At 44.5% G+C, this 23291-nt stretch carries 22 protein-coding genes; 11 read left to right on the top strand and 11 right to left on the bottom strand.

The window, feature by feature from the left end:
* Window positions 1–68 precede the first annotated feature (68 nt).
* Window positions 69–788, bottom strand: coding sequence for a YebC/PmpR family DNA-binding transcriptional regulator (locus GJU87_RS07675; RefSeq protein WP_153638992.1), 720 nt, complete (start codon window positions 786–788; stop codon window positions 69–71).
* A 180-nt stretch (window positions 789–968) separates the two neighbouring features.
* On the opposite strand from GJU87_RS07675, the gene GJU87_RS07680 reads away from it, so the two are divergent.
* From GJU87_RS07680 to GJU87_RS07695, 4 genes are all read left to right on the top strand, one after another.
* Window positions 969–1745, top strand: a complete 777-nt coding sequence (locus GJU87_RS07680; protein WP_153638993.1) for a Mut7-C RNAse domain-containing protein — start codon at window positions 969–971, stop codon at window positions 1743–1745.
* 64 nt (window positions 1746–1809) lie between these two features.
* Window positions 1810–2787: a diacylglycerol kinase family protein gene (locus GJU87_RS07685; RefSeq protein WP_153638994.1), complete on the top strand. Its 978-nt coding sequence runs from the start codon at window positions 1810–1812 to the stop codon at window positions 2785–2787.
* 186 nt (window positions 2788–2973) lie between these two features.
* Entirely contained in the window at window positions 2974–4431 is a 1458-nt protein-coding gene (locus GJU87_RS07690; RefSeq protein ID WP_228491899.1) for a tryptophanase, read from the top strand.
* Between the two features lie 103 nt (window positions 4432–4534).
* Window positions 4535–5158: a carbohydrate-binding family 9-like protein gene (locus GJU87_RS07695; RefSeq protein WP_153638995.1), complete on the top strand. Its 624-nt coding sequence runs from the start codon at window positions 4535–4537 to the stop codon at window positions 5156–5158.
* Window positions 5159–5200: 42 nt separating this feature from the next.
* Here GJU87_RS07695 and GJU87_RS07700 read toward each other — a convergent pair whose 3' ends face one another.
* Window positions 5201–6472, bottom strand: a complete 1272-nt coding sequence (locus GJU87_RS07700) for a hypothetical protein (RefSeq protein ID WP_153638996.1) — start codon at window positions 6470–6472, stop codon at window positions 5201–5203.
* A 202-nt stretch (window positions 6473–6674) separates the two neighbouring features.
* Here GJU87_RS07700 and GJU87_RS07705 point away from each other — a divergent pair, with 202 nt between their 5' ends.
* The 5 genes from GJU87_RS07705 (at window position 6675) to GJU87_RS07725 (ending at window position 12111) form a co-directional block, all read left to right on the top strand.
* A complete protein-coding gene (locus GJU87_RS07705) occupies window positions 6675–7346 on the top strand; it encodes a hypothetical protein (protein WP_153638997.1) in 672 nt (223 codons plus the stop codon).
* Window positions 7347–7416: 70 nt separating this feature from the next.
* A complete protein-coding gene (locus GJU87_RS07710; RefSeq protein WP_153638998.1) occupies window positions 7417–9621 on the top strand; it encodes a bifunctional (p)ppGpp synthetase/guanosine-3',5'-bis(diphosphate) 3'-pyrophosphohydrolase in 2205 nt (734 codons plus the stop codon).
* Between the two features lie 83 nt (window positions 9622–9704).
* Entirely contained in the window at window positions 9705–9980 is a 276-nt protein-coding gene (locus tag GJU87_RS07715; RefSeq protein ID WP_153638999.1) for a tetratricopeptide repeat protein, read from the top strand.
* Window positions 9981–10203: 223 nt separating this feature from the next.
* Window positions 10204–10866 carry a lipopolysaccharide assembly protein LapB gene (locus GJU87_RS07720; RefSeq protein WP_106543573.1) on the top strand — a complete coding sequence of 221 codons (663 nt, stop codon included), beginning with the start codon at window positions 10204–10206 and terminating at the stop codon, window positions 10864–10866.
* A 141-nt stretch (window positions 10867–11007) separates the two neighbouring features.
* A complete protein-coding gene (locus tag GJU87_RS07725; protein ID WP_153639000.1) occupies window positions 11008–12111 on the top strand; it encodes an ROK family protein in 1104 nt (367 codons plus the stop codon).
* 135 nt (window positions 12112–12246) lie between these two features.
* On the opposite strand, the gene GJU87_RS07730 is transcribed toward GJU87_RS07725, so the two are convergent.
* The 4 genes from GJU87_RS07730 to GJU87_RS07745 all read right to left on the bottom strand — a co-directional run bounded on the left by GJU87_RS07730 (window position 12247) and on the right by GJU87_RS07745 (window position 15446).
* The gene (locus tag GJU87_RS07730; protein WP_153639001.1) at window positions 12247–12819 is read right to left on the bottom strand and encodes a hypothetical protein; all 573 of its coding nucleotides are present in this window, start codon (window positions 12817–12819) and stop codon (window positions 12247–12249) included.
* A gap of 177 nt (window positions 12820–12996) precedes the next feature.
* Window positions 12997–13419 (bottom strand): hypothetical protein, encoded by a 423-nt coding sequence (locus GJU87_RS07735; protein ID WP_153639002.1) that lies wholly within the window; start codon window positions 13417–13419, stop codon window positions 12997–12999.
* Window positions 13420–13622: 203 nt separating this feature from the next.
* Window positions 13623–14570 carry a rod shape-determining protein gene (locus GJU87_RS07740; protein ID WP_153639003.1) on the bottom strand — a complete coding sequence of 316 codons (948 nt, stop codon included), beginning with the start codon at window positions 14568–14570 and terminating at the stop codon, window positions 13623–13625.
* A gap of 192 nt (window positions 14571–14762) precedes the next feature.
* A complete protein-coding gene (locus GJU87_RS07745) occupies window positions 14763–15446 on the bottom strand; it encodes a hypothetical protein (protein ID WP_153639004.1) in 684 nt (227 codons plus the stop codon).
* A gap of 448 nt (window positions 15447–15894) precedes the next feature.
* Here GJU87_RS07745 and GJU87_RS07750 point away from each other — a divergent pair, with 448 nt between their 5' ends.
* Window positions 15895–16104 carry a hypothetical protein gene (locus GJU87_RS07750; RefSeq protein WP_153639005.1) on the top strand — a complete coding sequence of 70 codons (210 nt, stop codon included), beginning with the start codon at window positions 15895–15897 and terminating at the stop codon, window positions 16102–16104.
* A 519-nt stretch (window positions 16105–16623) separates the two neighbouring features.
* Here GJU87_RS07750 and GJU87_RS07755 read toward each other — a convergent pair.
* A complete protein-coding gene (locus tag GJU87_RS07755) occupies window positions 16624–17988 on the bottom strand; it encodes an exonuclease domain-containing protein (protein ID WP_153639006.1) in 1365 nt (454 codons plus the stop codon).
* 93 nt (window positions 17989–18081) lie between these two features.
* Here GJU87_RS07755 and cysQ point away from each other — a divergent pair, with 93 nt between their 5' ends.
* Window positions 18082–18888: a 3'(2'),5'-bisphosphate nucleotidase CysQ gene (cysQ, locus tag GJU87_RS07760; RefSeq protein ID WP_153639007.1), complete on the top strand. Its 807-nt coding sequence runs from the start codon at window positions 18082–18084 to the stop codon at window positions 18886–18888.
* On the opposite strand, the gene GJU87_RS07765 is transcribed toward cysQ, so the two are convergent.
* The 4 genes from GJU87_RS07765 to ligA form a co-directional block, all read right to left on the bottom strand.
* Window positions 18889–19428, bottom strand: coding sequence for a hypothetical protein (locus tag GJU87_RS07765; protein WP_153639008.1), 540 nt, complete (start codon window positions 19426–19428; stop codon window positions 18889–18891). It lies immediately after the preceding gene.
* A gap of 36 nt (window positions 19429–19464) precedes the next feature.
* Window positions 19465–20349, bottom strand: coding sequence for a 4-hydroxy-tetrahydrodipicolinate synthase (gene dapA / locus GJU87_RS07770; RefSeq protein ID WP_153639009.1), 885 nt, complete (start codon window positions 20347–20349; stop codon window positions 19465–19467).
* Window positions 20350–20355: 6 nt separating this feature from the next.
* Window positions 20356–20898 (bottom strand): hypothetical protein, encoded by a 543-nt coding sequence (locus GJU87_RS07775; RefSeq protein ID WP_153639010.1) that lies wholly within the window; start codon window positions 20896–20898, stop codon window positions 20356–20358.
* A 185-nt stretch (window positions 20899–21083) separates the two neighbouring features.
* A complete protein-coding gene (gene ligA / locus GJU87_RS07780; protein WP_153639011.1) occupies window positions 21084–23096 on the bottom strand; it encodes an NAD-dependent DNA ligase LigA in 2013 nt (670 codons plus the stop codon).
* Window positions 23097–23291 lie beyond the last annotated feature (195 nt).

Raw genomic sequence — 23291 nt, forward strand, 5'->3', positions numbered from 1 at the left:
GAATTAAAACAAAAGCCCCGATATGCAATGCTACTCAGGGCTTTTAACTGTATTTTTTGAAGAGATGTTTACTCTGTTTCTTTCATATTGTGGAAGACATTGGTAACATCGTCATCTTCTTCCAGCTTGCCCAGTAGCTTCTCAATCTCGGCTACCTGCTCTTCGTTCAATTCTTTGGTATCGTTCGGAATACGCTCGAACTCAGCGCTCACAATTTCAAATTCGTTCTCTTCCAGGTATTTCTGGATTGGCCCGAACGATTCAAAATCTCCGTAGATGAGAATGTCGTCGTCTTCAGCAAATATTTCCTGTACACCAAAATCAATCAACTCCAGCTCCAGCTCTTCCAGGTCGAGACCTTCTTTGCCTTTTACCTTGAAGTTGCATTTGTGTTCGAACATGAATTCAACCGAACCTGAGGTTCCCAGTGAACCGTTGCATTTGTTGAAGTAGCTTCGCACATTGGCCACGGTACGGGTGGGGTTATCAGTAGCGGTTTCTACCAATACGGCGATTCCGTACGGTCCGTAACCTTCGTAAACCAGCTCTTTGTAATCGTCCTGGTCTTTCGATACAGCCCTTTTTATTGCCCGTTCAACATTGTCTTTGGGCATGTTGGCCGCTTTGGCGTTTTGAATCAACACGCGAAGGCGTGAGTTAGCTACCGGATCGGGGCCACCGGATTTAACAGCGATTGCGATTTCTTTTCCCAGTTTGGTAAAGGTCTTGGCCATGGTGCCCCAGCGTTTCAGCTTCCTGGCCTTGCGGTATTCAAAGGCGCGTCCCATACGTTATAGTCTTACAGATATTGTGTTTTGATGATTTTCCGGCTGCAAATTTAAAAGGCTTTTTCTATTTTTTTCTGCTGAAGCCGAAAAATGACACGTAAAGTCATTCGCTTAGCAGTTAAAAAGTGAATTGTCGTATCCCGAAAAAGGATTTCTTACCTTTGGTAACAAGACAATCCGATGAGTAAACTTTCCTTCATATGGATTCGTGCCTTTGGTCACCTGAATGACTTTCTGCCGCCCGATTACCGGCAAAAACCATTTCGGGCGAGGCTTCATTTGGGGCAAACAGTGAAAGACGCGGTCGAATCGGCCGGTATTCCGCATGTAGAGATTGATGTGCTGACCGTCAATGGCCATTCGGTTGGGTTTGATGCATCACTTGCCGCCGGCGACCTGGTAAATGTGTATCCGGTAGCCGGGTTGTTAAGCGATAGCACCGTTATTCATCTTCGGCCGGAGTTGCCCGACAAGGTCCGCTTTATCCTCGATGTGCATTTGGGAAAACTGGCTAAGTATCTTCGTATGCTGGGCTTCGACACCCTTTACCGTAATCGGATGGATGACGATGTGATTGCTGATATTGCTGAAGCGGAGAACCGGATTGTGTTGACCCGCGACCTGGGTATTCTCAAATACAATCGTGTGAAATTAGGCTACTGGCTTCGTTCGCAGCAATCCAAAAAGCAGCTTTCAGAGGTGATTGAACATTTTGGCCTTATTCGGGCCATTCGTCCCTTTACACGCTGCATGCAATGTAACGGACCAATGACTGAGGTACCCAAAGAAGAAGTGCAGGAAAGGCTGGAAACGGGAACGCGCCGCTATTTTGACCGCTTTTATCGTTGCACCGACTGCGGAAAGGTATTCTGGGAAGGCTCCCATTTTGACCACATGAATCTGTTTATCGATGAATTCCTCGACAAGATGAGCCGGAATTCCCCGGATGATGCATAACACATTTTCCACTCTGCTTGCTTGATCTCAATTTTACTATCTTCGAAACATAATTTTCGAAAAAATGGTACAATCTGACTGGCTGGTTATTCTCAATCCGCATGCGGGAAGCAGGAGGGGAGCGCACGATAAAGGAAAGATTATGAAGTTGCTGAAGAAGCACAAAATCAATTTCCATATGGTGACCTCCGACTATCCGCAACACGCAATTTCCCTTGCGGGTGAAATGGTAGCAGCCGGTTACCGGAATATTATCGTGGCCGGAGGCGACGGAACGCTGAACGAAGTGGTGAATGGTGTCTTTAAACAGGATACTTGTCCACCTGAAGAAGTGACTATCGGGATGATACCGGTTGGGACCGGAAACGACTGGATTCGCACTTTCGGGATACCGGATGAATACAAAAAGGCGATTGAAATTATTCTGGAAGGCAAAACTATCCGGCAAGATGTAGGAAAAATCACCATTCGTCGTCCCAATGAAACGATTACACGGTATTTCATGAACATGGCAGGTTTTGGTTTCGATGCGATGACAGCAGCCCGGGCCAACCGTTTGAAGGACAGAGGCAAGTCGGGTATCCGGGTGTATGTTCAGAGTTTGGTTTCCAGTTATTTGTCGTACCGAAGCCGGCGGTTGCGTTATTTTGTCGATGAGAAACCATTTGAAACAGTGCTGTTCAGTGCCAGTGTGGGCATCGGGAAATTCAACGGTGGCGGCATGATGCAGGCTCCCGGAGCCATTCCCGACAACGGCGAATTTCAGGTAACAGTCATCCGACGGATAGGGTTGTGGGGAATACTCCGAAATTTTACCGGTTTATACAACGGAAGCTTTATAAAGGACAAGCATGTAACGACCCACACAGCACGTCTGATTCGATTTGAATCGGATAAGTCTATCCCAGGTGAATCGGACGGAGAGCCCCTAAAACGAGGACATTATACCTTGGAGATCCTGCCGGGAAAAATCAATGTGATATACGGAAACGACCGTTATTTTTCGCGACAACCCCATGCTGAAGAACACCCGCTAAAATAAAAATTGGAATTACCCTTTTCGACTTCTTTTCCCCCCGACGGCTGTTGCATTCCCTATATTTGTAACATAAGTAAGGGAGTTAACATGAAAATGTCCATTCACATATTGTGGCTGATGTTTCAGCTCTACAGGAATCTGAAGAACAGGGATTCCTTTTGTTAATCCATCGCATTCTAATACTTCTAGATGATTGATTCGGCGAAAGCCGGATTTTACCTGAACACCCTAAAGTCTCAAATTAAGATGGATTTACCTTTTACAGAAAGCTATAAAATTAAGATGGTGGAACCTATCCGGAAAAGTACCCGGAAGGAGCGTGAAGCGTGGATAAAAAAAGCCCAATACAATCTATTTAATCTTCGTAGCGAGCAGGTATTTATTGACTTGCTGACCGACAGCGGTACGGGCGCTATGAGCGATCAGCAGTGGGGAGCTATTATGACCGGTGACGAGAGTTATGCCGGCTCTTCTTCCTATTTTCATCTGAAAGAAACCATTAAAGATATTACCGGATTCGATTATTTCCTTCCCAGCCACCAGGGACGGGCAGCCGAAAATGTGCTGTTTTCATCATTGATTAAAAAAGGAGATTTGATTCCGGGTAATGCACATTTCGATACCACCAAAGGTCACATCGAGTTTCGTCATGCCGATGCAGTCGATTGTACCATCAAAGAAGCGTACGATACCACCAAAGAACATCCGTTCAAAGGGAATGTCGACCTGGCTAAACTGGAGCATGTGCTGATTTCGAAACCGAAAGAGCGCATTCCCATGATTATTGTGACAGTTACCTGTAACACAGCCGGTGGACAGCCTGTTTCCATGCAGAACCTGAAGGATGTGTACCAAATGGCGAAGAAATATGGCACGACCGTTATTTTCGACGCAGCCCGTTTTGCGGAGAATGCCTATTTCATCAAAATGCGCGAACCTGGCTACCGTAATCAGTCTGTCAGGGAAATTGTCCGCGAAATGTTCTCCTACGCCGATGGAATGACCATGAGTTCGAAGAAGGATGGTTTGGTAAACATTGGCGGTTTTATGGCCTTCCGGGAAAAAGAGATGGTAGACAAATGCTCGATGCACACCATCATGTTCGAGGGCTTCGTCACTTATGGTGGCATGAGCGGCCGCGACATGAATGCATTGGCGGTAGGCCTTCAGGAAGTGGTTGATTTCGATTACCTCGATACTCGTATCCAGCAGGTAAAATATTTGGGTGACAAACTCATTGAGTATGGCGTTCCGGTTCAGCGCCCCATCGGCGGGCACGCTGTTTTTGTGGATGCCAAACGTTTCCTGCCACATGTTCCGAAAGAAGAGTACATCGCTCAGACGTTGGCAGTAGAACTGTATCTCGAAGGTGGAGTACGTGGCGTGGAGATTGGAACATTGCTGGCCGATCGTGATCCGCATACGCGGGAAAACCGGTATCCGGCACTGGAATTGGTTCGGTTGGCTATTCCCCGGAGAGTTTATACCAACAATCATATGCATTATGTAGCTGCGGTACTAAAGAACGTATACGATCGCAGAGACCAGATAAAACATGGATTTAGTATTACCCATGAAGCCCCCATTCTTCGGCATTTTACCGTCGAGTTGGAGCGGGTACACAAGGAGGCTTCTGTAAGGAAGTAATGAGTTAAATGGATCTTGTTGAAGCCGGAAAATCGTCATAGAGGTTTTCCGGCTTTTTTGTACCCAATGGATTTCGTAGCTTGCGCAAACTAAATTACCGAACATGATGATTATCCCAACGATTCCATATCTTCCGGCACTTTCTACGAAAAATGCTGGTGAACTACTTCCGAAAGTCGGACTGGTACTTCAGCTTCAGCAAATCAATTGGCAAGAATTTCCGCACAAACCGGAAGTTGATGTATACCTGGGACATTCCGGTCATTCGTTATTCCTGCATTATGTAGTTCGTAAGGATTACGTGAGAGCTGTCAACAGAAACGACCAGGAGCCGGTTTACGAAGATTCGTGCGTGGAGTTTTTTCTTCAGGAGAATGAAAATTACCGCAATTTCGAATTTAACGCGCTGGGCGTTTGTTTGTCTGCGGTTGGAGCAGAGCGTAAGAGCAGGCGGCGTTTGCAGACGGAAGAGTTGGCATTGATTAGACGCAACGCCAGTTTACATCCGGATGCATTGCCGCCTGAAGATGTTCTATCGGACTGGAACCTAACGGTTGAGATTCCTTTTTCGATGATTGGACTGGAAAGAGGAAAAAGCTTTCGCGGCAATTTTTATAAATGCGGCGACGAAACGCTCATTCCTCATTTTGTTAGTTGGGCTCCTATAAAAGAACTCAAGCCGGATTTTCACCGGCCTGAGTTCTTTGCTGAATTATCGATTGCTTAGTACTGTTTATTTCTTCTTCTGTCGGTACTCTGTGCACTGCCATTAGAAACTGCAGCCACATCCGTCATCAACGAATTTCAAGATGTGCACGCCGTCAAGCCCCTTGGCGACGACTATCCACTTCGAACCATCGGATGCTACGTCGTTGACCGATCCCGGAGGGGCACTGGATTGCGTATCCCAAACCCATACCGGGTATACCATCAACGAAGGATTTTCGGTATTGTAACGGGCCAGGTACAAGCCATCGGCGCCATTACCGTAGTAAACGAATTTGTCGTCGAAAGCAAAGCTATTCGTGTTTCCTGCGTGTAACATCGAAGGCGGGGTAGACTGAATCTCATCAGTAGTGAGATTAACGACCACTGCTCCCTGGCTTCCCAATGTGGCAATCACCACATTATTAGTAATGAAACGCGCCTTGGTCTTTCCGCTGTACATATTTTCGATTGCAACATTCTGATGCGTTACCGGCTCACTCGACAGTGTAATGTTCTTCTCAAAAGTACCGTCGGTTCCGGTCAAAATAAGACTGGCTTTGTCGCCTTCGTTACCACCGACCAACAAGGCAAGGTGATTTCCATCGGGGCTCATCGCTATCGAACTGGCTGAAGTAGCCCCGTAATAGTTAAGGCCACTGAAACCTTCGGTTCCTTCCGAAACCCAAAACAGACCACCATTGGTATTTCCGGCAGACAACATGGCTTCCGAATCTGATAAAACCAAACCATTAGCCGAAGCAACCGTTTGTCCTTCCAGCAATTTCGAAAGAATGAAAGCGCGGGTAAATTCTGATGTAGTTAAGTTATAGGTATAAAGTGCTGCGCCGGTTTTCGGATCGGAACAGGCCATATACACGATGTTATCCTTCAGCATGATGTCGTTCACGTCGACTGGCAGATTGGATACAACCGTTTCTACCTGCTCGGTTTTTTCTTTAAATTTGATAATCTGAAACGCACCGCCAAATTCGGTTCCCTGAACGTTATAGCCTATAACTGCTATGTCATCTTTAACGTAAAGGCAAGAGGCACTCAACGGCAAATCGGCCTCAGGTGCGCTGACATTCGCCTTGTAAACCAGGGTGAGTCCCTGTACCGTATTAACATTAGCAGATTTCGTTTGGCCGTCGAATGGACGGAAATGGATAACTTCATTGACTTGTGTCAGATATCCTGATGCATCTGATTGAGGGATAGTTTGTTTTACAGGCTCATCCACGGGAACACCATGGTCGCTTGTACATTTACTGAAGAGCAATACAATACTCATCACAGTAAATACCTTTAGGAGGGAGAGTAAAGTTTTCATCATGGAATATTTGTTTAGGTTAAAGATTGATATCGATAAAGGGCAAAATTTTGAGAAAAGTTACGGCAATTTATCAAAAAATAAAACCCCCTGTTCAGATTCTTGATGGTCTGGTTTTTGTTAGGAAAGATGAAGGATATTTGCAATCTTGAGGCTGGGATATTTTTGACCCTGCGGTGCGTATTATAAGCTAATGATTATGAGGATGAAATATAGCATATTGACGCTGCTGTTTATGGCCATTTTTGTGCAGACGACCCTGGCGGGAGAGCCTGATTCATTGTCGGTAAAGAAACCGGAAATATCAGTGCCTCTGTCGCTTCAATTGCAGCAATCGCCAACAGATTCTGTCATGCCGCATGACTTTGGTGTTGAAGTAGGGACGTCGGTATTTACCAATTTTAAGCATGGATACGGCTTCAATCAATATGTGGCTCCGCGATTTAGTTTTTCGCCTCATAAGCGCTGGCGCATCGATATGTTGGGAACCATGGGAGTGACCCGTTTTGAGGATATGCCCCTTTATTCTTACTATCTGAATGAATTTCCGGTAATGAGTGGTCGATATTACTATGCGTCTTTACTGGGGCAGGCAACCTACGCTGTTAACGAAAAATTATTCTTGGGTGGAACCGGATTCGTTTCAAACACTTTCCAGTCTGAAAATGAGTTGAATCCGGCCGTGAAGAATCTGACAAATTATGGCAGCTCTTTGTTTGTCGGTTATAAGTTTTCCGACAAGTTTAGCATGCAGGCCGAATTCAGTATCAGTAAGTTTGGAAACCCTTATGACGGTGGGGTTTACAACACCCCGGGCGGATATCCGAAAACCGATAATTACAGGACTTCGCCGGTTAGTTCCGACCCGATGAAATGAAAACAGGATTTCCTTTCTCCTCCCATATTTGCTAATTTTATGCAGTGACGGATTTGTAAATTGACAGCAAGTGACGGAAAGCTTTAACGAACTTATTTCAGAAGAGTATAACAAACTGATTACTGCCTGCTCCCGCAGTTTCAGCGATAAGGAACTGGTACAGGTACACGGTGCTTTTGAACTCGCGCGGGAGAAGATTGGCGACAAAACCTGGTCGAATGGCGACCCGGTTATCTTGCATTCCATCGCGGTAGCGCGCCTGGCTGCCAACGAAATTGGACTGGCGTCGGATTCGGTGATTTCAGCGTTGCTGCACAACGTGTACACCGAAGAGGAAGAAACCAAAGCCCGGCAGGAAATCGAAAAGCTATTTGGCAGAGTCGTGGCCGAAATACTCGACGGCCTGATTAAAATAAATGGCATCAAGACCGATAACCTGGCCCTGCAAAGTGAAAACTTCAGGCGGTTGATGCTGGCCCTTTCGGGCGATGTGCGGGTTATCCTGATTAAAATTGCGGACAAGCTGCAGGATATGCGTACACTCGACCGGTATCCGCATTCGGTGCACAAGAAGCATGCGCATGAAACCATGCATCTGTATGCCCCGCTCGCTCACCGTTTGGGACTGTATAAGGTCAATTCCGAGTTGCAGGATATTTCGCTGAAGTATTTACATCCCAAAGATTATCAGCACATCGTCGATAAGTTGAAGGAAACGGATGAACAACGAAAGAATTTTGTTTCTGCGTTTGTCAAACCGGTCGAAGTAAAGCTGAAAAAACGTGGTTTCGATTTTGAGATGAAAGCCCGCACCAAATCGATTTTCTCCATCTGGAACAAGATGAATAAGAAGGGAGTCGATTTCGATGAGGTATTCGATCTGTTTGCCATTCGTATTATTTTAAACTCGAAACCGGAAGATGAGAAGTCGGATTGCTGGCAGGCCTTCTCGGTAGTTACCGAAGAGTACCAGTCAAACCCGGAACGCCTGCGCGACTGGATCACGATTCCCAAGTCCAATGGCTACGAGTCACTTCATACGACGGTGCTGGGACCGGGAAAACGTTGGGTGGAAGTACAAATCCGTACGCGCCGGATGGACGACGTAGCTGAGAACGGTTTGGCGGCTCACTGGCGTTACAAAGGAGGGAAAGGCTCTTCGGATTTGGACGACTGGCTGAAGAATATCCGCGAAATACTGGAGAATCCCGAATTGAACCCGGTTGATTTCATCGAGGAGTTCAAGGTGAATATATACGAAGACGAAATTTTCGTTTTCACACCGAAAGGTGATCTGAAAAAGCTGCCGGCAGGTTCTACGTTGCTCGATTTTGCCTATGAAATACATTCGGCTGTAGGCGATCACTGCACCGGTGGAAAAGTGAACGACCGGATGGTAACGCTGAAGCATAAGCTAAAAAACGGCGACCATATCTCGGTAGAAACCTCCAACAATCAGAAGCCGAAGCTCGACTGGCTCGAATTTGTGGTGACTTCGAAAGCCAAGTCGCGCATCAAGGCCAGTTTGAACGAGGAGCAGAAAAAGGAAGCCGATAATGGTAAAGAGATGCTGCTGCGTAAGCTGAAAAACTGGAAGATAGATTACAACGACATAGTCATCCGCGACTTGTTAAAACACTACAAGCTGAAGCTAGCCGCCGATCTGTACTACAATATTTCGGTGGGGAAAATTGAGCCGCTGGAGATTAAGGATATTCTGACCGGCAAAAAAGAGGAAGAGACAACCAAAGACAAGTTATCGGAAATTCTGCCTGCTTCGGACATGAAAGACCTGACTTTCGACACCGGCGGCGATTTCCTGGTGATTGATAATGACATCCGGAACATCAATTACAAGTTGGCGCAATGTTGTAATCCGATTTTCGGCGACAACATATTTGGTTTTGTGACCATTCGCGAGGGAATTAAAATCCACCGGATGAATTGCCCCAATGCGCCGCAGATGTTCGAACGCTATCCCTATCGTGTCATTCGGGCCCGGTGGAAGGATACCGGGAAACGGAACTCATTCCAGACGACCATCCACATCTCCGGGACAGATGAAATGGGACTCGTCAGCGATATTTCCCACATCATCTCCAAAGACGTCGGCGTGCAGATGCGCTCAATATCGGTGAATTCCGAAAACGGCAATTTCGAAGGAACTTTGCGGGTGTATGTAAACGACCTGGAGCACCTCGATTTTCTAATCCAAAAATTACGCAATGTGCATGGTGTTCTGTCTGTTGGGCGCGCCGACAACCTCAAATCCTGAATAGTAAATCTATATTAAACAAAATATGGCACAGTTTTCGTAACACATTGTGCCAGGAAAACGGGTAATTGAAATTCCAACCTATGAATGAGAAATTGACAAAAGCGAAAGAAGCATACGAGCGGGGCGAACTGGAAGAGGTTTTCTCGTTACTGAATAACGATGAGATCAATGAATTGGATTCGACGGTCAACATGCTTCTGGGAATGAGCTATTACAAAATGCAGGAGTGGGGAAAGGCCCTCAATTGCTTCAATGCGGTTGTATCGGTTGAACCGGAAAATAAAAATGCCAAAGGATACATCGATATGATTCAGAATATATTGAAGTTTTACCACAAAGACCGGTACAACCCCTGATTTCTGTTTTATGGTTATTGCCCGTCTGTTTTTAGAGGGAGATTCCGATAATTACATAAGATTTATGAGTAGATACTATTATATTCAGTGGCCAAGTGTATGAAGCGGGGACGAAAAATATACATGTAACTACTTTCATATTTTTTTAAAATCATTATTTTTGAGCTTACTAATAGCATTCTATAGAACATAATTGATAGATAATTTAAAAATAGGAGCAACAATGAAGAAACTGATCGCTGTTTTAATTTTTAGTGTAGGATTTTTGGCAACCTCTTTTGCACAGGACCAAAAGGCGGATGCAATCGCATCGAAAAATGCGGGAAATGAAGCTTTGCGTTCGAAGGACTATGCAAAAGCGCTTACCAATTTCGAGAAAGCTATTGCCAACTGGGGCGACCAGGATCCGGATTATGTGATGATTTACAACACGGGGTATTCTGCTTACAAAATCAAGAAGTGGAACAAAGCCATCAAGTATTTCACCATGGCGGCTGACGCAAGTTACAAAGCTGAGTACGCGTATTTGTACATTGCCAACTCTTACCGGCACTTGAATAACATGGCCAAGTTTGAGTCAACGCTTGAAACGGGCCTCCAGAAGTACCCGAATAGTAAGAAAATCAAATCCTTTTTGGGCGTTTATTACCTGAAAGAAGGAAATGCGCACTACAAAAAAGGTGCTGCTATTCTGCAGGCTGCTGCCAACGATGTAAAAGCCGGCAAGTACAAAACAACCGACGACAAGTACAAAGCACAGGTTGCGAAAGCAAAGGTTGATTTCAAAGCCGCTATGCCTTATGTTGATAAAGCTGTGAAACTCGATCCGAGTGATCCGCAGGCAAAACAACTGAAGGAGCTGATTCAGAAAAATCTGGATATGTAAGAAATAATACCGAATTGAAAAAGGCCCGGAATTTTCCGGGCCTTTTTTTGTTTAAAGACTTTCCAAACCACTGAAATGCTGACACGTTTTAGAGGGAATTTTGTATTTTCAACCTCCGAAATTCACAAAAACTGTAAACCAATGAACTTATTTGATGACAAGCGTGTGGTGATGACACTCGATGCCGGAGGTACCAACTTTGTCTTTTCAGCCATTCGCGGCGGCGAAAATATTGTTGAACCCATTACATTGTCTTCTAACGGAGACAATCTGGAAAAAAGTCTGGCCAACATGGTCGATGGCTTTTCCCGGGTGAAAGAAGAACTGCAGGAAGAGCCGGTAGCGATTAGTTTCGCTTTTCCCGGTCCGGCCGATTATCCCAACGGAATTATTGGCGATTTGGTGAACCTGCCCGGTTTCCGTGGCGGTGTGGCGCTCGGTCCGTTCCTGGAAGAGAAATTCAATTTGCCCGTCTACATCAACAACGATGGCGATTTATATGCGTATGGTGAGGCCCTGGGAGGTTTTCTTCCCGAAATTAATAAAAGCTTGGAAGATGCAGGTTCGCCCAAACGATACCACAACCTGGTAGGAATTACGCTGGGAACCGGTTTGGGTGGCGGTTTGGTACGCGAAGGCAAGCTCATTATTGGCGACAATGCCATGGCTGCTGAGATTTATGCCTACCGGAATAAACTGAACGCCAATTGGTGTGCCGAAGACGGTGTTTCCATCCGTGCGGTGAAACGTCATTACGGCGAGTACAGCGGAGACGCGAATGCAGATGAGTTGACACCGAAGGACATTTTCGAAATAGCTAAAGGAATGCGTCCCGGGAACAGTGAAGCAGCGGTGAAAGCGTTTGCTTCGGTAGGAGAATCGCTTGGTGATGTATTGACGCACCTGGCTACCACGTTCGATGGTTTGATTGTCATTGGAGGCGGACTCTCTGGTGCTGCCGAACTGATTATGCCGGCAGCATTAGGTGAGATGAACAGTACCCTGGATTTGCCCAGCGGAGAAACCATGCCGCGCCTGGTACAGAAAGTGGTGAGTGCCGATACCGAAGAGGGATTAGCAGCCTTATTTCATCAGAAAGCAGTCGAAATTAAGGTGCCACAAAGCGATAAAACGGTGGTGTACAACCCGGAGCCGATGTTGGCTGTAGGAATTAGCCGTATTGGGGCAAGCCGCGCCATTTCGCTGGGTGCTTATGCTTTTGCTCTTGACAAGCTTGACGAATAAGAGTCGTTGAATCTTAAAATACAGGCCGGTTGATTTGTCGACCGGCTTTTTTTGTGTATACCGGTCAGGAAAGGAGCAGAGACAACGCACACCACTGCACCCGCAATGCAATTTGCAAATTGTTATGCTTAGGCTTTATTTTTTGTCATTGTATTCTTTAACTATGTCAGGTAATTTCCATACCCTAAAATCTTCTGATAATATCTGATTGTAAATTCTTTCATTGTCTTTAAATAGGATAGAAATCTCATCTCTGGCTTTTTCTCTTGAATGAGGAACTCTTAAATAATTTTCCATTGTGTCCAACTTTATAAAATAATAACTTGTCAGACTTGTCGCAGTTGCTCCTGCAAGTCCTCCGTTATATCCATTAGGATTTGTATCATAATAGCATAAATTCATTTTGCCATTTGCAACTCTTTCTGCAAATACATTTCCATGCGAGTTATAAGGGACGCTTGCAAAATATCTTTCTCCAGATTTAAATCCAATTACTTTATTTGGGGCGTATTTCATTTTCTCATTGTTTACAATGATTTTAGCTTTTGTAATTATTCCGTTTTTAGGAAAAATAATTTCACCAAATATTGTATCAGTCTTGGATGAGTTGTTTTGTGGTCTCAAAATCACATAGTCTTTTTTAATATCTTGACCAAAGAGAATCAATGAATTAAAAATTAATAGAAGTATCAAAAAATGTTTTCTCATTGTCTATTTGTTTATGAATTTGCGGTTTCTTTTAGCTTAAGCATAACGGTCACTTGTATGTGGTCGGGCGGGATTTCCAACAGAAATCCTGTCAGACCCGCAGGAGGTGAAAATACTGGTTTGACTTGTCAAACCGCTAAAACCCCCGCCTGCCATATTACAACTTGTTAGCACCAGTTATTTATAATATTCTTTTAAAAGCTTTTCAAATTCATTCTTTGATATTTTTAATTCATCCAGCTGAAATCTCAACGATTTCATTTTTCTGTCCCTGACTTTACTATCAATGTAGTGAATTGTTACACTTGGGAAGAAACCTCTCGAAATCTCAATTGATTCAATGAATTTCCATTCAGAAATAAAGTTTTTATGTTTTAGAAAGTCATCCGTTAAAGTCACGACAGGATTACGAAGAAAAAAATGCTTCATATTCCGATAAATCCAATAACAAAGAAAAATTCCAATTATTGATAGCATTAAAACTTCAGACAATTGTCCTTCTATTTTAATCTTTACCAACCCGGTAATTAAGATTCCTAAAGTCAGAATCACATTTATTATGCTATTTGTTTTTGAGTAATAAATTTTTCGTTCTCTCATATAGTTTCTTATTACCTCAATTAGATATTTGCCTGTTTGAGTAGTCTTCTTCCATAATTGGTGCTAACGGTAATAATATGGGGCGTTTGGCATTTCAAAGCTCCAAAGTATCAAACCGCTATATGTTTTATTAAATGTTACCATGCTCAAATTTAGCACTATCCGCCAAATGACCTATATTTATTGTTATGGGCTGAATGTTTTTAAATCATCATGTATCTCATTAATTCTCCTGGATTAGCTTGAATTTTCTGAAGTCCAGTTTTCATATAATCATTGCTAAATCCGTATGATTTTGAATTTACATTAAGCTTTTTAGAAATCAAGTCGATTAACCCAGTTAGTTTAAATCCGCCACCGATTAGATAAACACCTGTCATTTTAATTTTTTCTGATACAGAATCCTCTAAATTTTCAAAGTGGCGAATAATCCTCTCGACAAGTAGTTCAATATCATTTCTTAAACAATCTGTAATCTCTGAGCTTTGAATTTTAATATCCTTGATACTATCAGTCTGTTTTACTTGTCCAGTAATTCTGACGGTCTTATCAACTTGTTTATTTTCTCTAAAATCCGTGTACTCGATTTTTAGTTTTTCGGCTACTTTTAAGTCAACAATCAGGTCGTACTTGCTACTTAAATAGGTTCGAATTGCTTCGTCAAGATTTATTCCTGCAATGTCAAGAATGTCATTTTTTATTATCTCAAATCCTTTTATTGTTGTAATGCTTGTCTTTCCTGCGCCACAATCAACAATCATGGAAGTCGAGTTTTTAATATCTATTTCTAATCCAGTAGCGGCTATAAAACAATCATTAAGCATAAAACATGTTTTCGAACCAGCATGCTCCATTGAATCACGAAATGCTCTCAATGCAACCTCATTCATATCAGATGGTACGGACACAAGAGAATTAAATGGCAAGTACAAAAATCCGAGGACTGGTTTTTGGATTTTCTTGATTTCCTGTCTTAATAATGTCTCTGTTCCATTAAAGTCTGCAATTTTACCATTAATCACAAGTTTTTCATGTTTTTCGCCATCAAGTTCCAGTCTTGCGGGAATTTCACCAATCTGTTTGCCTTCTTTGTAAAATCGAAATTTGCTTGAACCTAAATCAAATCCTATATTGTTTCTTAATTCTTTCATTATCAATCTATCGTGAAATTTTCATGTTTGCACTGTCGCTCTTCATTTTGCCCATAACGGTAAATTATATGTTGTCGTAGCGGATTGCGGGTGATTGTCTGTCCGGCACGGACTAAGACAATCAGGCGGGAATCCGAGCTTCGCACACCACAGAAACCGCTATGCAATATATAAAATGTTATAGGGCGTTTTTTATTTTTCTTTGTACTTTATCATTACCTCATCACCACAATAATATGATTTAGTCTCCTTTTTAGTAAAATTAAGTCCTATTTCATGAATAATCTCAACAGTCTGACTGTCTGACCAGTTTGCAATTACTTTTCCACCAAGTTTATTGTGATATATAATTCCTGCTCCACCACCAGAAAACCAAGTCATGATTCCACTCGTGTGAATATATTTTCCATTTCCAAATTCCTCTTGAATCACTAACTCTTTTTTATTATCAGGAGCAACTGCTTTAACCAATACGTTTGTCGAAAATTCTATTTTTGGTCTAATTCTCCGTTTAGCTTTGTTTTTCTCTAATGAAATTTGATTTAAAAATTTATCTAGTTCAGTTTTTCTCTTTTTTAGGGATTTTTCATTAGCTCCTAGATTTTTCCAAATAATCAAGTCTTTACCCGATTTAACCAAATCACTTATTTCTTTATGCAAATCAGGTTCTAATGATTTTGTCTCCCACTGAGCAAGAGCCAATCCAATCAAAGCGTTGTTTCTGTCATCAGAGTCATTAAAATAATCTGCATATTCAACTTTAATTGATTTTGAAATCAAATCAGGTTTTTCTCCAGAATTGTATCTGTCAAAAAATGCAGAATAAATATCTAATGTAGTATCATTATCTTTTATTTTTTCACTCCATGTTCCCATTTTTCTGTGTCTTTTTTAAATGCCCTATAACTAGTTTATATGTGTACTAAAAGTACCCAATATTTCCAATATGGGTGTGTTATGTGTACCCTTGGTATCTTCTGTATTCGGTCTGCCGAGTGAATTCTTAATCTTATCAATAGGCTTCGTTCTGTCGTCATTTTATTGGTTGTTAAGGCTCACCTAAGTTAACAAAAAAATTATTCGGCCATGACATGTTCCTGGTGCAACCGGGGAAGGGGTTGGGACTACTTCCTCAGCCGTCAGGAGAGCCCACCACTGCAATTTCGTATCACCAGATAGATGAAGGGCTCCTGCGCTGCTCGTCAGGAGACAGGCAAATGGCGTCAGGGCTGCCAGACTGGTCTTCAGAACAGGTAAAAATCCTTTCAGGACAGATGAAAAGCTTGTCAGGAGAACATGAAAACGGTTCAGGACAACCGGAGAAGTGTTTCGGAGAGGAAGCGAAGTCGTCAAGGCAGGAGGAAAAGTCGTTGGGAGAGGTTGGAAAGCCGTCAACACGGTATCAGAAGCCTTCAAGGCAGGTGAAGAAGCCGTCAACACGATGTCAGAAGCCTTCAAGGCAGGTGAAGAAGCCGTCAACACGATGTCAGAACCCATCAAGGCAGGTGAAGAAACCGTCAACACAACATCATAAGCCTTAGAGGCGGGGTAAAAAGGTTTTGCCGGCAGCGTTGAATACTTCCAGACCTGTGTTGAGCACTTACGAAGTAGGCTTGAGCATTATTGAAGTAGTGTTGACGACTTCCTGAATAGTGTTGAGCACTTTTGAAGTAGGCTTGAGCATTTCTTAAGTAGTGTTGACGACTTCATGAGTAGCGTTGAGCACTGCCGAAGTAGTATTGACGGCTTCCTGGGTAGTGTTGAGCACTTTTGAAGTAGGCTTGAGCATTTCTTAAGTAGTGTTGACGACTTCATGAGTAGCGTTGAGCACTGCCGAAGTAGTATTGACGGCTTCCTGGGTAGTGTTGAGCATTTTTGAAGTAGGCTTGAGCGTTTCTTAAGTAGTGTTGACGACTTCATGAGTAGCGTTGAGCACTTCTGATGTGGCTTCAACGATTTCGCGTTGCGCGTTGAGCGTTTTACTGGTAGTATTCATTAAACTGTGTGGGAGTATTCATACCGTCCTGAAGGAAATGAGACTTCTCCTGAAGGCTTAGTTTTGTTCTTCCGTACGAAATTCGATGATGCGCGTTGCCGGATGCTTTTTCAGGTAACTGCGAATGATTCCCTGGGTGTCGCGGTTGTCCTGCCGGGAAGAGATGCAGTCGTGCAAAGCCTGAACGCCTTCGGTTGAGCTCTCCTCATCGACATAGCCAAAGCCGGTGTAGCGTCCGTTCTGCACCTTTACGATCGCCCATTCGCCTTTCCGGCGGCCTTCTTCCATGATGAAAAAGTTGGGCGAACGAAACTGAAGCTTAGCAGCCGCCATTTCGGCTCGTTGGTTGTAATCATCAGGCGCTTCTTCACCGATGCACGCACCGTTACAACTTTTTATTTCGTAGTGAAAGCACGCTCCATCGGTTTGGTACAGGCCACAGAGTTTCTGGCATAACTGGTATTGGTCAACCAAATCGTGGAGGTATTCTTTGGCTTCAGCGGCTGAATAAAAACTGGTGAGCGGCAATTCGCCATCGATAATTTTCCTGACTTCGAAGCGCTGGTAACCTTCTTCATCCTGATAAGTAAACAAGCCGTAATGAAAACGGGTACGCCGTTGTGCCCGGTTGTACAATGGCTGGTGACTTTTAATTTCGTCAGATTCCAGCAACAGCGAAACCAACTCGCTGCCGGTAATTTGCCAGTCGACATCCACCAGTTTGCTGCGCATTTCGATGGCCTTTTTTGTGCTGTTGTTGGCCAGGTGCGAAAGAACCCGTTGGTGGATGTCCTTGCTTTTCCCGATATAGATGATTTCTCCAGAGTCATTCAGGAAGTAGTAAACACCGGTTTGCCCGGGAAGGGCTTCGAGCTTTTCTTTCGGAAGCTCTTTGGGTGCATTCGAAAACAGGTTCTGCGTTTGCTCGTTATTCTGCTGCATCAAAATCTCGAACAGTTTCACGGTAGCAAACGCATCGCCGCCGGCCCGGTGACGACCGTTGATAGAGATATTCAAATCGGAGCAGAGGTTTCCCAGCGAGTAGGAGCGGTGCCCCGGCAGTAACTTCCGGCTGAGCTGAACGGTGCAAAGGGTTTTCCGACGGTAGTCGTACCCGAGCCGTTTGTATTCTTCCTTGACAAAGTTGTAATCGAATGCCACGTTGTGCGCCACGAAAATCTTCCCGGCCGTGATTTCCACGAGCTGTTTGGCCACTTCGTAGAACTTGGGTGCATCCGCAACCATCTCGTTGGAGATGCCGGTCAACCGGGTAATGTTGTACGGAATGTAGCACTCCGGATTGATCAGGCTGACGAATGAATCGGTCACCTGCCGGCCATCGTGGATGTAAACAGCGATTTCCGTAATTTTCCCGTTTCGGTGACTGGTTCCGGTCGTTTCGATATCGATTATGGCGTACATCAGGTGCAAAGATAAATGATATCTCCATTAGATGAACAGCGAATTGGGCAGGCAGTTGAACTTTCCTATCTTTACCGGGTTTGAAAATATGCTATGGAGAAATTCGAACCCAAATCAATGTTGAAACCTGCCATTCGTGCAGCGTTGGAGGCCGGTGAAGCCATCATGAAAGTTCACCGTTCGAGAGACCTGGAAGTGGAGTATAAGGAAGATGACAGTCCGGTTACGTTGGCTGACAAAGAAGCCAGCAAAGTGATTATCGAGATGCTTTCTCCGTATGGCTTTCCCTTTTTAAGTGAGGAAGAGATATTCCCTGATTATAAAGAGCGGCAGGAGTGGGATTATTTCTGGATGATTGATCCGCTTGACGGGACCAAAGAGTTTATTCGCAACGGAGATGACTTTACCGTGAATATCGCCCTGATCGATAAAGACCGGCCCGTTTTAGGAGTCATCTATGTTCCGGTTTCCGGCTATCTCTATTTTGGCAGCATTGACAAAGGCGCTTATCGCACAGCGAATGCCGATACGCTTTCGGTGGAGCAGATATTTGCCAAAGGAGTTCCGCTTCCGCTGGAAGATGAGCATGAAAAATTCACGCTGGTCGGTAGTATGTCGCACATGAATACAGAAACAAGAGAATATTTCAACAAGCTGATGGCCGAAAAGGGTAAAGAAAACGTGGATGTGATTATTCGCGGCAGCTCCCTGAAGATGTGTATGGTGGCCGAAGGAACCGCCGACTGTTACCCGCGTTTGAGCAACATCATGGAATGGGACACAGCGGCCGGACATGCCATCTGCGAAGCTTCGGGTTGTGAAGTAACACAGTGGAACGGAACGCCCATGGTGTATAACAAAGAGGATTTTTACCAACCCTGGTTCCGGGTCAGTCGTTGATTACTGCATGTCGATGGTGACCGTATCTTCCCAGACCTTTTTCCCGGTAGGTACCGACTTCATTTGGTAATGGACGCGGTATTTTCCGTTTCCGGCTTTGCGAACGACCTCGCCGGTTAACAGAAAATCGGCCTTTTGGTTGGCAGCCCAGTTCAATTGTGCGCTTTCCGATGGGAGCGTGGTGGTTGTAAAAAGCGTGGCTCTTCGGTCTCCACCATGAATCACCCGCAATAATCCGGAGCCCGCCAGTTTGGCTTCCACTACGGGAACAACTGCTTTGGGAGACGTTCCCAGGGAAGATGGAATCGCTATACTGCCAACAATGCATACTGGTCGGTCTGCCGTGGAATCGTTTCTCACATCCTTCAGCCAGACGGAATTAAACAGGCTGTGCTGAAGCTTGGACGGAAAATAGACAATGCTCAATGCCGGATCGGGTGTTTGCATTTCCGGTTCCTCCTGCACCTGCCGGGAAACCTGAGGGCTGCAAGCCTGCAACAGGCCCGCCAGTATGATTATATAAAAGGCAGTAAATCTCATATCGTTTGGTCCGGCAAGATAACGATTACTCGTCAGCTATCCGTTGATCTTTTTCATTTCTTCGGTAATTTCCCGGTAAATGATTTCGCCGATTGGTGCCAAGGGCAGGCGTAAAACGTTCTCTACTTTACCTTTGACATTCAATGCCGCTTTAATCCCTCCGGGGTTACCTTCAACAAAAAGAAGATTGAAAAGGTTTAAAAACTGCATGTGCTGGGCAGAAGCTTTCCGGAAGTCTCCGTTGACCGCCGCATGTACCATATCCGCGACTTTTCCCGGAAATCCGTTGGCAATAACGGAAATAACGCCATTGGCACCTAAGGAAATGGCCGGAACCGTCAAACCATCATCTCCCGAAAGGACCGAGAAGTTCTCAGGCCGGTCGCGAAGAATGATTGCCAGCTCATTTAAATCGCCGGAAGCTTCTTTCACAGCGACAAATTTATCGGAAGCTTCAGCTAGTCTGATGGTCGTGGCTGCGTCCATGTGCACTCCGGTACGACCGGGTACATTGTAAAGGATAACAGGTACGGGGCTGTTTTCAGCAATTTGCATGAAATGCCTATAGATGCCTTCCTGTGTGGGTTTACTATAATAAGGAACAACCGAAAGGATTCCATCGACTTTGCCGGCATCGATATCTTTCAACCCGGCAACCACTTCACTGGTGTTGTTTCCACCTGCGCCAACGACAATAGGAAGCCGGCCGGCATTTTTTTCAGCCACAAAATCGACTACGCTTTTCTTTTCTTCTGCCGTAAGCGTAGCTGTTTCGGCCGTGGTTCCCAAGACAACGAGAAAGTCGATGCCTCCGGAAATCATATCTTCCACTAATTCCCCAAGTGCGTCAAAATCAATTGTACTGTCTTTCTTAAATGGTGTTATGAGGGCGACACCTGCTCCGCGAAACTTTTGTCCCATAAAATCTTAACCTTTTCGATTGATGTATTCCAAATAATGAATAATCTGTTCGGTCAGATAACGACAATTCTTTTTCCCTGAGATTTCTACGGTCAAATCGTAGAAATTGTTTTCCGGCTCTTTCCAACCAACCTTAAAACTCGCCACCGAGTCAACCAATATGCTTTGGAGCGGTAACAGTTCAGTAATAGACAAGTCCAGAAGCAAATCGAACCGGGTATCGACAAAACTCTTCAAATCATCCGATTTGGGATCTCCTTTCCAGTCGATTTCTTTTCCGGTAAAAAAGCGCGAATGTGACGCTTTACTGAACGTTTCCTTTTCCTCGGCCGAGTTGACAACCGCCAGTCCCCGGGTACTAATGCCGTGCTCTGTCAGAACTTTTCTCATATGTTCGTAACTCTCCATTGCTCCGTCATCTTCGGGATACCACAGAATGGCTGCAGTTTTCGCCGTGTGAAAAGTATGGACCAGCACGTTACGCCCTGGATTCCGGTACTTTTTATGCAATCTTTTCAGCGTAACAGTTTGGAGCGCTTTTTTAAACATATTGGGACAAATTTACGAATTCGTTGATTGGTTATTCTTATTTAAGATGAAGAGCTACAATATTTATACTTACGATTTGTAAGTAAACAGCTAAAAATATTTTCAATTTGAATACCTACTTCTCTCGATTGTGTTTGATTTTAATTGCGACGTTTTACTTTTCATATCTGTTTTCTATTCGCGTCTTACGATTCAATCATTTTTAAAAATTCCGGCTCATCGATGATGGGTATTTTCAACTTTTCGGCCTTTTCCCTTTTCGAGGGTCCCATTTTGTCTCCGGCCAACAGGTAATCTGTTTTCCCGGTAATAGAGCCGGCGTTTTTTCCCCCGTTCTGTTCGACTAGTTCACTCAACTCTTTTCTGCGTTGCGAGGTCCCGAAATTCCCGGAAATCACGAACGTCAGTCCTTTCAGCTTCTCGGAGGTCGGGAGGGAATCTTCATCAACTTCCATGGTGAGTCCGGCCTTGCGTAATTGCTGGATTAAAATACGGTTTTTTTCGTCGTCAAAATAATTCTGGAGGGATTGTGCCATTTTCTCACCAATCTCATCGACGGCAATCAACTCTTCCAGCGGGGCATCTTCCAGCTTTTCAATCGAACCAAAGGCACGGACAATCTTTTTGGCGGCCGTTTCACCAATGAAGCGGATTCCCAAACCGAACAGGACTTTTTCAAATGGTTGCTGCTTCGATTTTTCAATTCCGTTTACCAGGTTGTTAACCGATTTTTCCTGAAAGAAATCAAGTGCCAGAATTTGCCCCTGCTTTTCCGGTAAATCGTAAATACTGGCCACATCGGTCAATAAGCCTTTGTCGAAAAACAACCGAATCGTTTCCTTGCCCAGACCTTCGATATCCATGGCACCACGGCTGCAGAAATGCTCAAGCTTTCCTTTCAGCTGGGGAGGACATCCGTTTTCGTTGGGACAGTAATACGCTGCTTCGCCTTCTGTACGCTTCAATTCGGTTCCACACTCCGGACAATTGGTAATGAATTCGACTTTCGCCGCATCGTTCTGCCTGGAACTGGTATCGACACCCACAATTTTGGGAATGATTTCACCGCCTTTTTCTACGTACACCTGGTCGTCGATGTGCAAATCGAGGTTGGCAATGATATCGGCATTATGAAGCGAAGCTCTTTTCACTATGGTTCCGGCCAGCAGAATAGGTTCCAGATTGGCGACGGGCGTAACAGCGCCGGTTCGTCCCACCTGGTAAGTGACGGCTTTCAGACGGGTTGCCAACCGTTCGGCCTTGAACTTATATGCAATGGCCCAACGGGGAGATTTGGCTGTGTAGCCCATCTCTTCCTGGATTCGTCGTGAGTTTACTTTGATGACGACACCATCGGTTGCCACCGGAAGGTTTTTCCGCTCTTCGTCCCAGTAATGGAGATAATCGAAAATTTCATCGACTGTTTTACAGGCACGTGTATGTTCGGAAATCTTGAATCCCCAATTCTTCGCTTTCTCCAATAGTTCCAGATGGCCATCAGACGGCAGGTTGTCGCCCAATACGTAATAGAATATAGCGTCGAGGTTGCGCTTCGCTACTTCAGACGAATTTTGAAGCTTCAACGTTCCTGAGGCTACATTTCTCGGGTTGGCAAATGGCGCTTCACCGGCTTCAGCACGAGCTCCGTTCAACTTCTCGAATGAAGCAAAAGGCATCAATACTTCACCGCGTATCTCGAACTTTTCGGGATAATCACCTTTCAGCTTGAGCGGTACGCTCCGGATGGTTTTCACATTGGCCGTCACGTCGTCGCCCTGAACGCCATCGCCGCGGGTTACCGCACGAACCAGTTGTCCGTTCTCGTATGTAATACTAATGGAAGTTCCGTCGAATTTCAACTCACAAACATAGGTGAACGGCTCATCAACGAGCTTCCGGGTACGTTGGTCAAATTCCTGCACTTCGCTTTCGGAATAGGTGTTGCTGAGCGAAAGCATGGGGTAGGTGTGACGCACCTGCGTAAACTGCTGGTTGATGTCACTTCCCACGCGCTGTGACGGTGAATTGGGATCGTTCAGCTCGGGCGCTTCTTTCTCCAGTTCGATGAGTTCGTTCATCAAACGATCGAAAGTTTCGTCGCCAATGACCGGCTGATTTAAAACGTAGTAGTTGTAGTTATGCTGTTCGAGTTGCTCTCTTAATTCCAGTATGCGTTTCCGGGTCTTCTCCGAAGTCATTTTCTTCACATTTTAAAAAACTAAAAGTACTAAAAATGGACGTTCGGAAACATAAAAACATGCCATTCGCATTGAATTCTTTTGCTTCAATGAAATTGTGAAATCAAAATCAGATAGATAATAATGATTGCGCCGATCACAGTAAACCTGATCAGATTTTTCATCGTCCGGGGGGTAGTCATAAACAAAAATCTC

The organism is Prolixibacter sp. NT017 (assembly GCF_009617875.1).
In the GTDB taxonomy this organism is placed as follows: Bacteria; Bacteroidota; Bacteroidia; order Bacteroidales; family Prolixibacteraceae; genus Prolixibacter.

What these genes read in the sequence shown, in the direction of transcription:
- GJU87_RS07675 (WP_153638992.1), bottom strand. Translation starts at nt 788, where the DNA reads ATGGGACGCGCCTTTGAATACCGCAAGGCCAGGAAGCTGAAACGCTGG.
- GJU87_RS07680 (WP_153638993.1), top strand. Translation starts at nt 969, where the DNA reads ATGAGTAAACTTTCCTTCATATGGATTCGTGCCTTTGGTCACCTGAAT.
- GJU87_RS07685 (WP_153638994.1), top strand. Translation starts at nt 1,810, where the DNA reads ATGGTACAATCTGACTGGCTGGTTATTCTCAATCCGCATGCGGGAAGC.
- GJU87_RS07690 (WP_228491899.1), top strand. Translation starts at nt 2,974, where the DNA reads ATGATTGATTCGGCGAAAGCCGGATTTTACCTGAACACCCTAAAGTCT.
- GJU87_RS07695 (WP_153638995.1), top strand. Translation starts at nt 4,535, where the DNA reads ATGATGATTATCCCAACGATTCCATATCTTCCGGCACTTTCTACGAAA.
- GJU87_RS07700 (WP_153638996.1), bottom strand. Translation starts at nt 6,472, where the DNA reads ATGATGAAAACTTTACTCTCCCTCCTAAAGGTATTTACTGTGATGAGT.
- GJU87_RS07705 (WP_153638997.1), top strand. Translation starts at nt 6,675, where the DNA reads ATGAAATATAGCATATTGACGCTGCTGTTTATGGCCATTTTTGTGCAG.
- GJU87_RS07715 (WP_153638999.1), top strand. Translation starts at nt 9,705, where the DNA reads ATGAATGAGAAATTGACAAAAGCGAAAGAAGCATACGAGCGGGGCGAA.
- GJU87_RS07720 (WP_106543573.1), top strand. Translation starts at nt 10,204, where the DNA reads ATGAAGAAACTGATCGCTGTTTTAATTTTTAGTGTAGGATTTTTGGCA.
- GJU87_RS07725 (WP_153639000.1), top strand. Translation starts at nt 11,008, where the DNA reads ATGAACTTATTTGATGACAAGCGTGTGGTGATGACACTCGATGCCGGA.
- GJU87_RS07730 (WP_153639001.1), bottom strand. Translation starts at nt 12,819, where the DNA reads ATGAGAAAACATTTTTTGATACTTCTATTAATTTTTAATTCATTGATT.
- GJU87_RS07735 (WP_153639002.1), bottom strand. Translation starts at nt 13,419, where the DNA reads ATGAGAGAACGAAAAATTTATTACTCAAAAACAAATAGCATAATAAAT.
- GJU87_RS07740 (WP_153639003.1), bottom strand. Translation starts at nt 14,570, where the DNA reads ATGAAAGAATTAAGAAACAATATAGGATTTGATTTAGGTTCAAGCAAA.
- GJU87_RS07745 (WP_153639004.1), bottom strand. Translation starts at nt 15,446, where the DNA reads ATGGGAACATGGAGTGAAAAAATAAAAGATAATGATACTACATTAGAT.
- GJU87_RS07755 (WP_153639006.1), bottom strand. Translation starts at nt 17,988, where the DNA reads ATGTACGCCATAATCGATATCGAAACGACCGGAACCAGTCACCGAAAC.
- cysQ (WP_153639007.1), top strand. Translation starts at nt 18,082, where the DNA reads ATGGAGAAATTCGAACCCAAATCAATGTTGAAACCTGCCATTCGTGCA.
- GJU87_RS07765 (WP_153639008.1), bottom strand. Translation starts at nt 19,428, where the DNA reads ATGAGATTTACTGCCTTTTATATAATCATACTGGCGGGCCTGTTGCAG.
- dapA (WP_153639009.1), bottom strand. Translation starts at nt 20,349, where the DNA reads ATGGGACAAAAGTTTCGCGGAGCAGGTGTCGCCCTCATAACACCATTT.
- GJU87_RS07775 (WP_153639010.1), bottom strand. Translation starts at nt 20,898, where the DNA reads ATGTTTAAAAAAGCGCTCCAAACTGTTACGCTGAAAAGATTGCATAAA.
- ligA (WP_153639011.1), bottom strand. Translation starts at nt 23,096, where the DNA reads ATGACTTCGGAGAAGACCCGGAAACGCATACTGGAATTAAGAGAGCAA.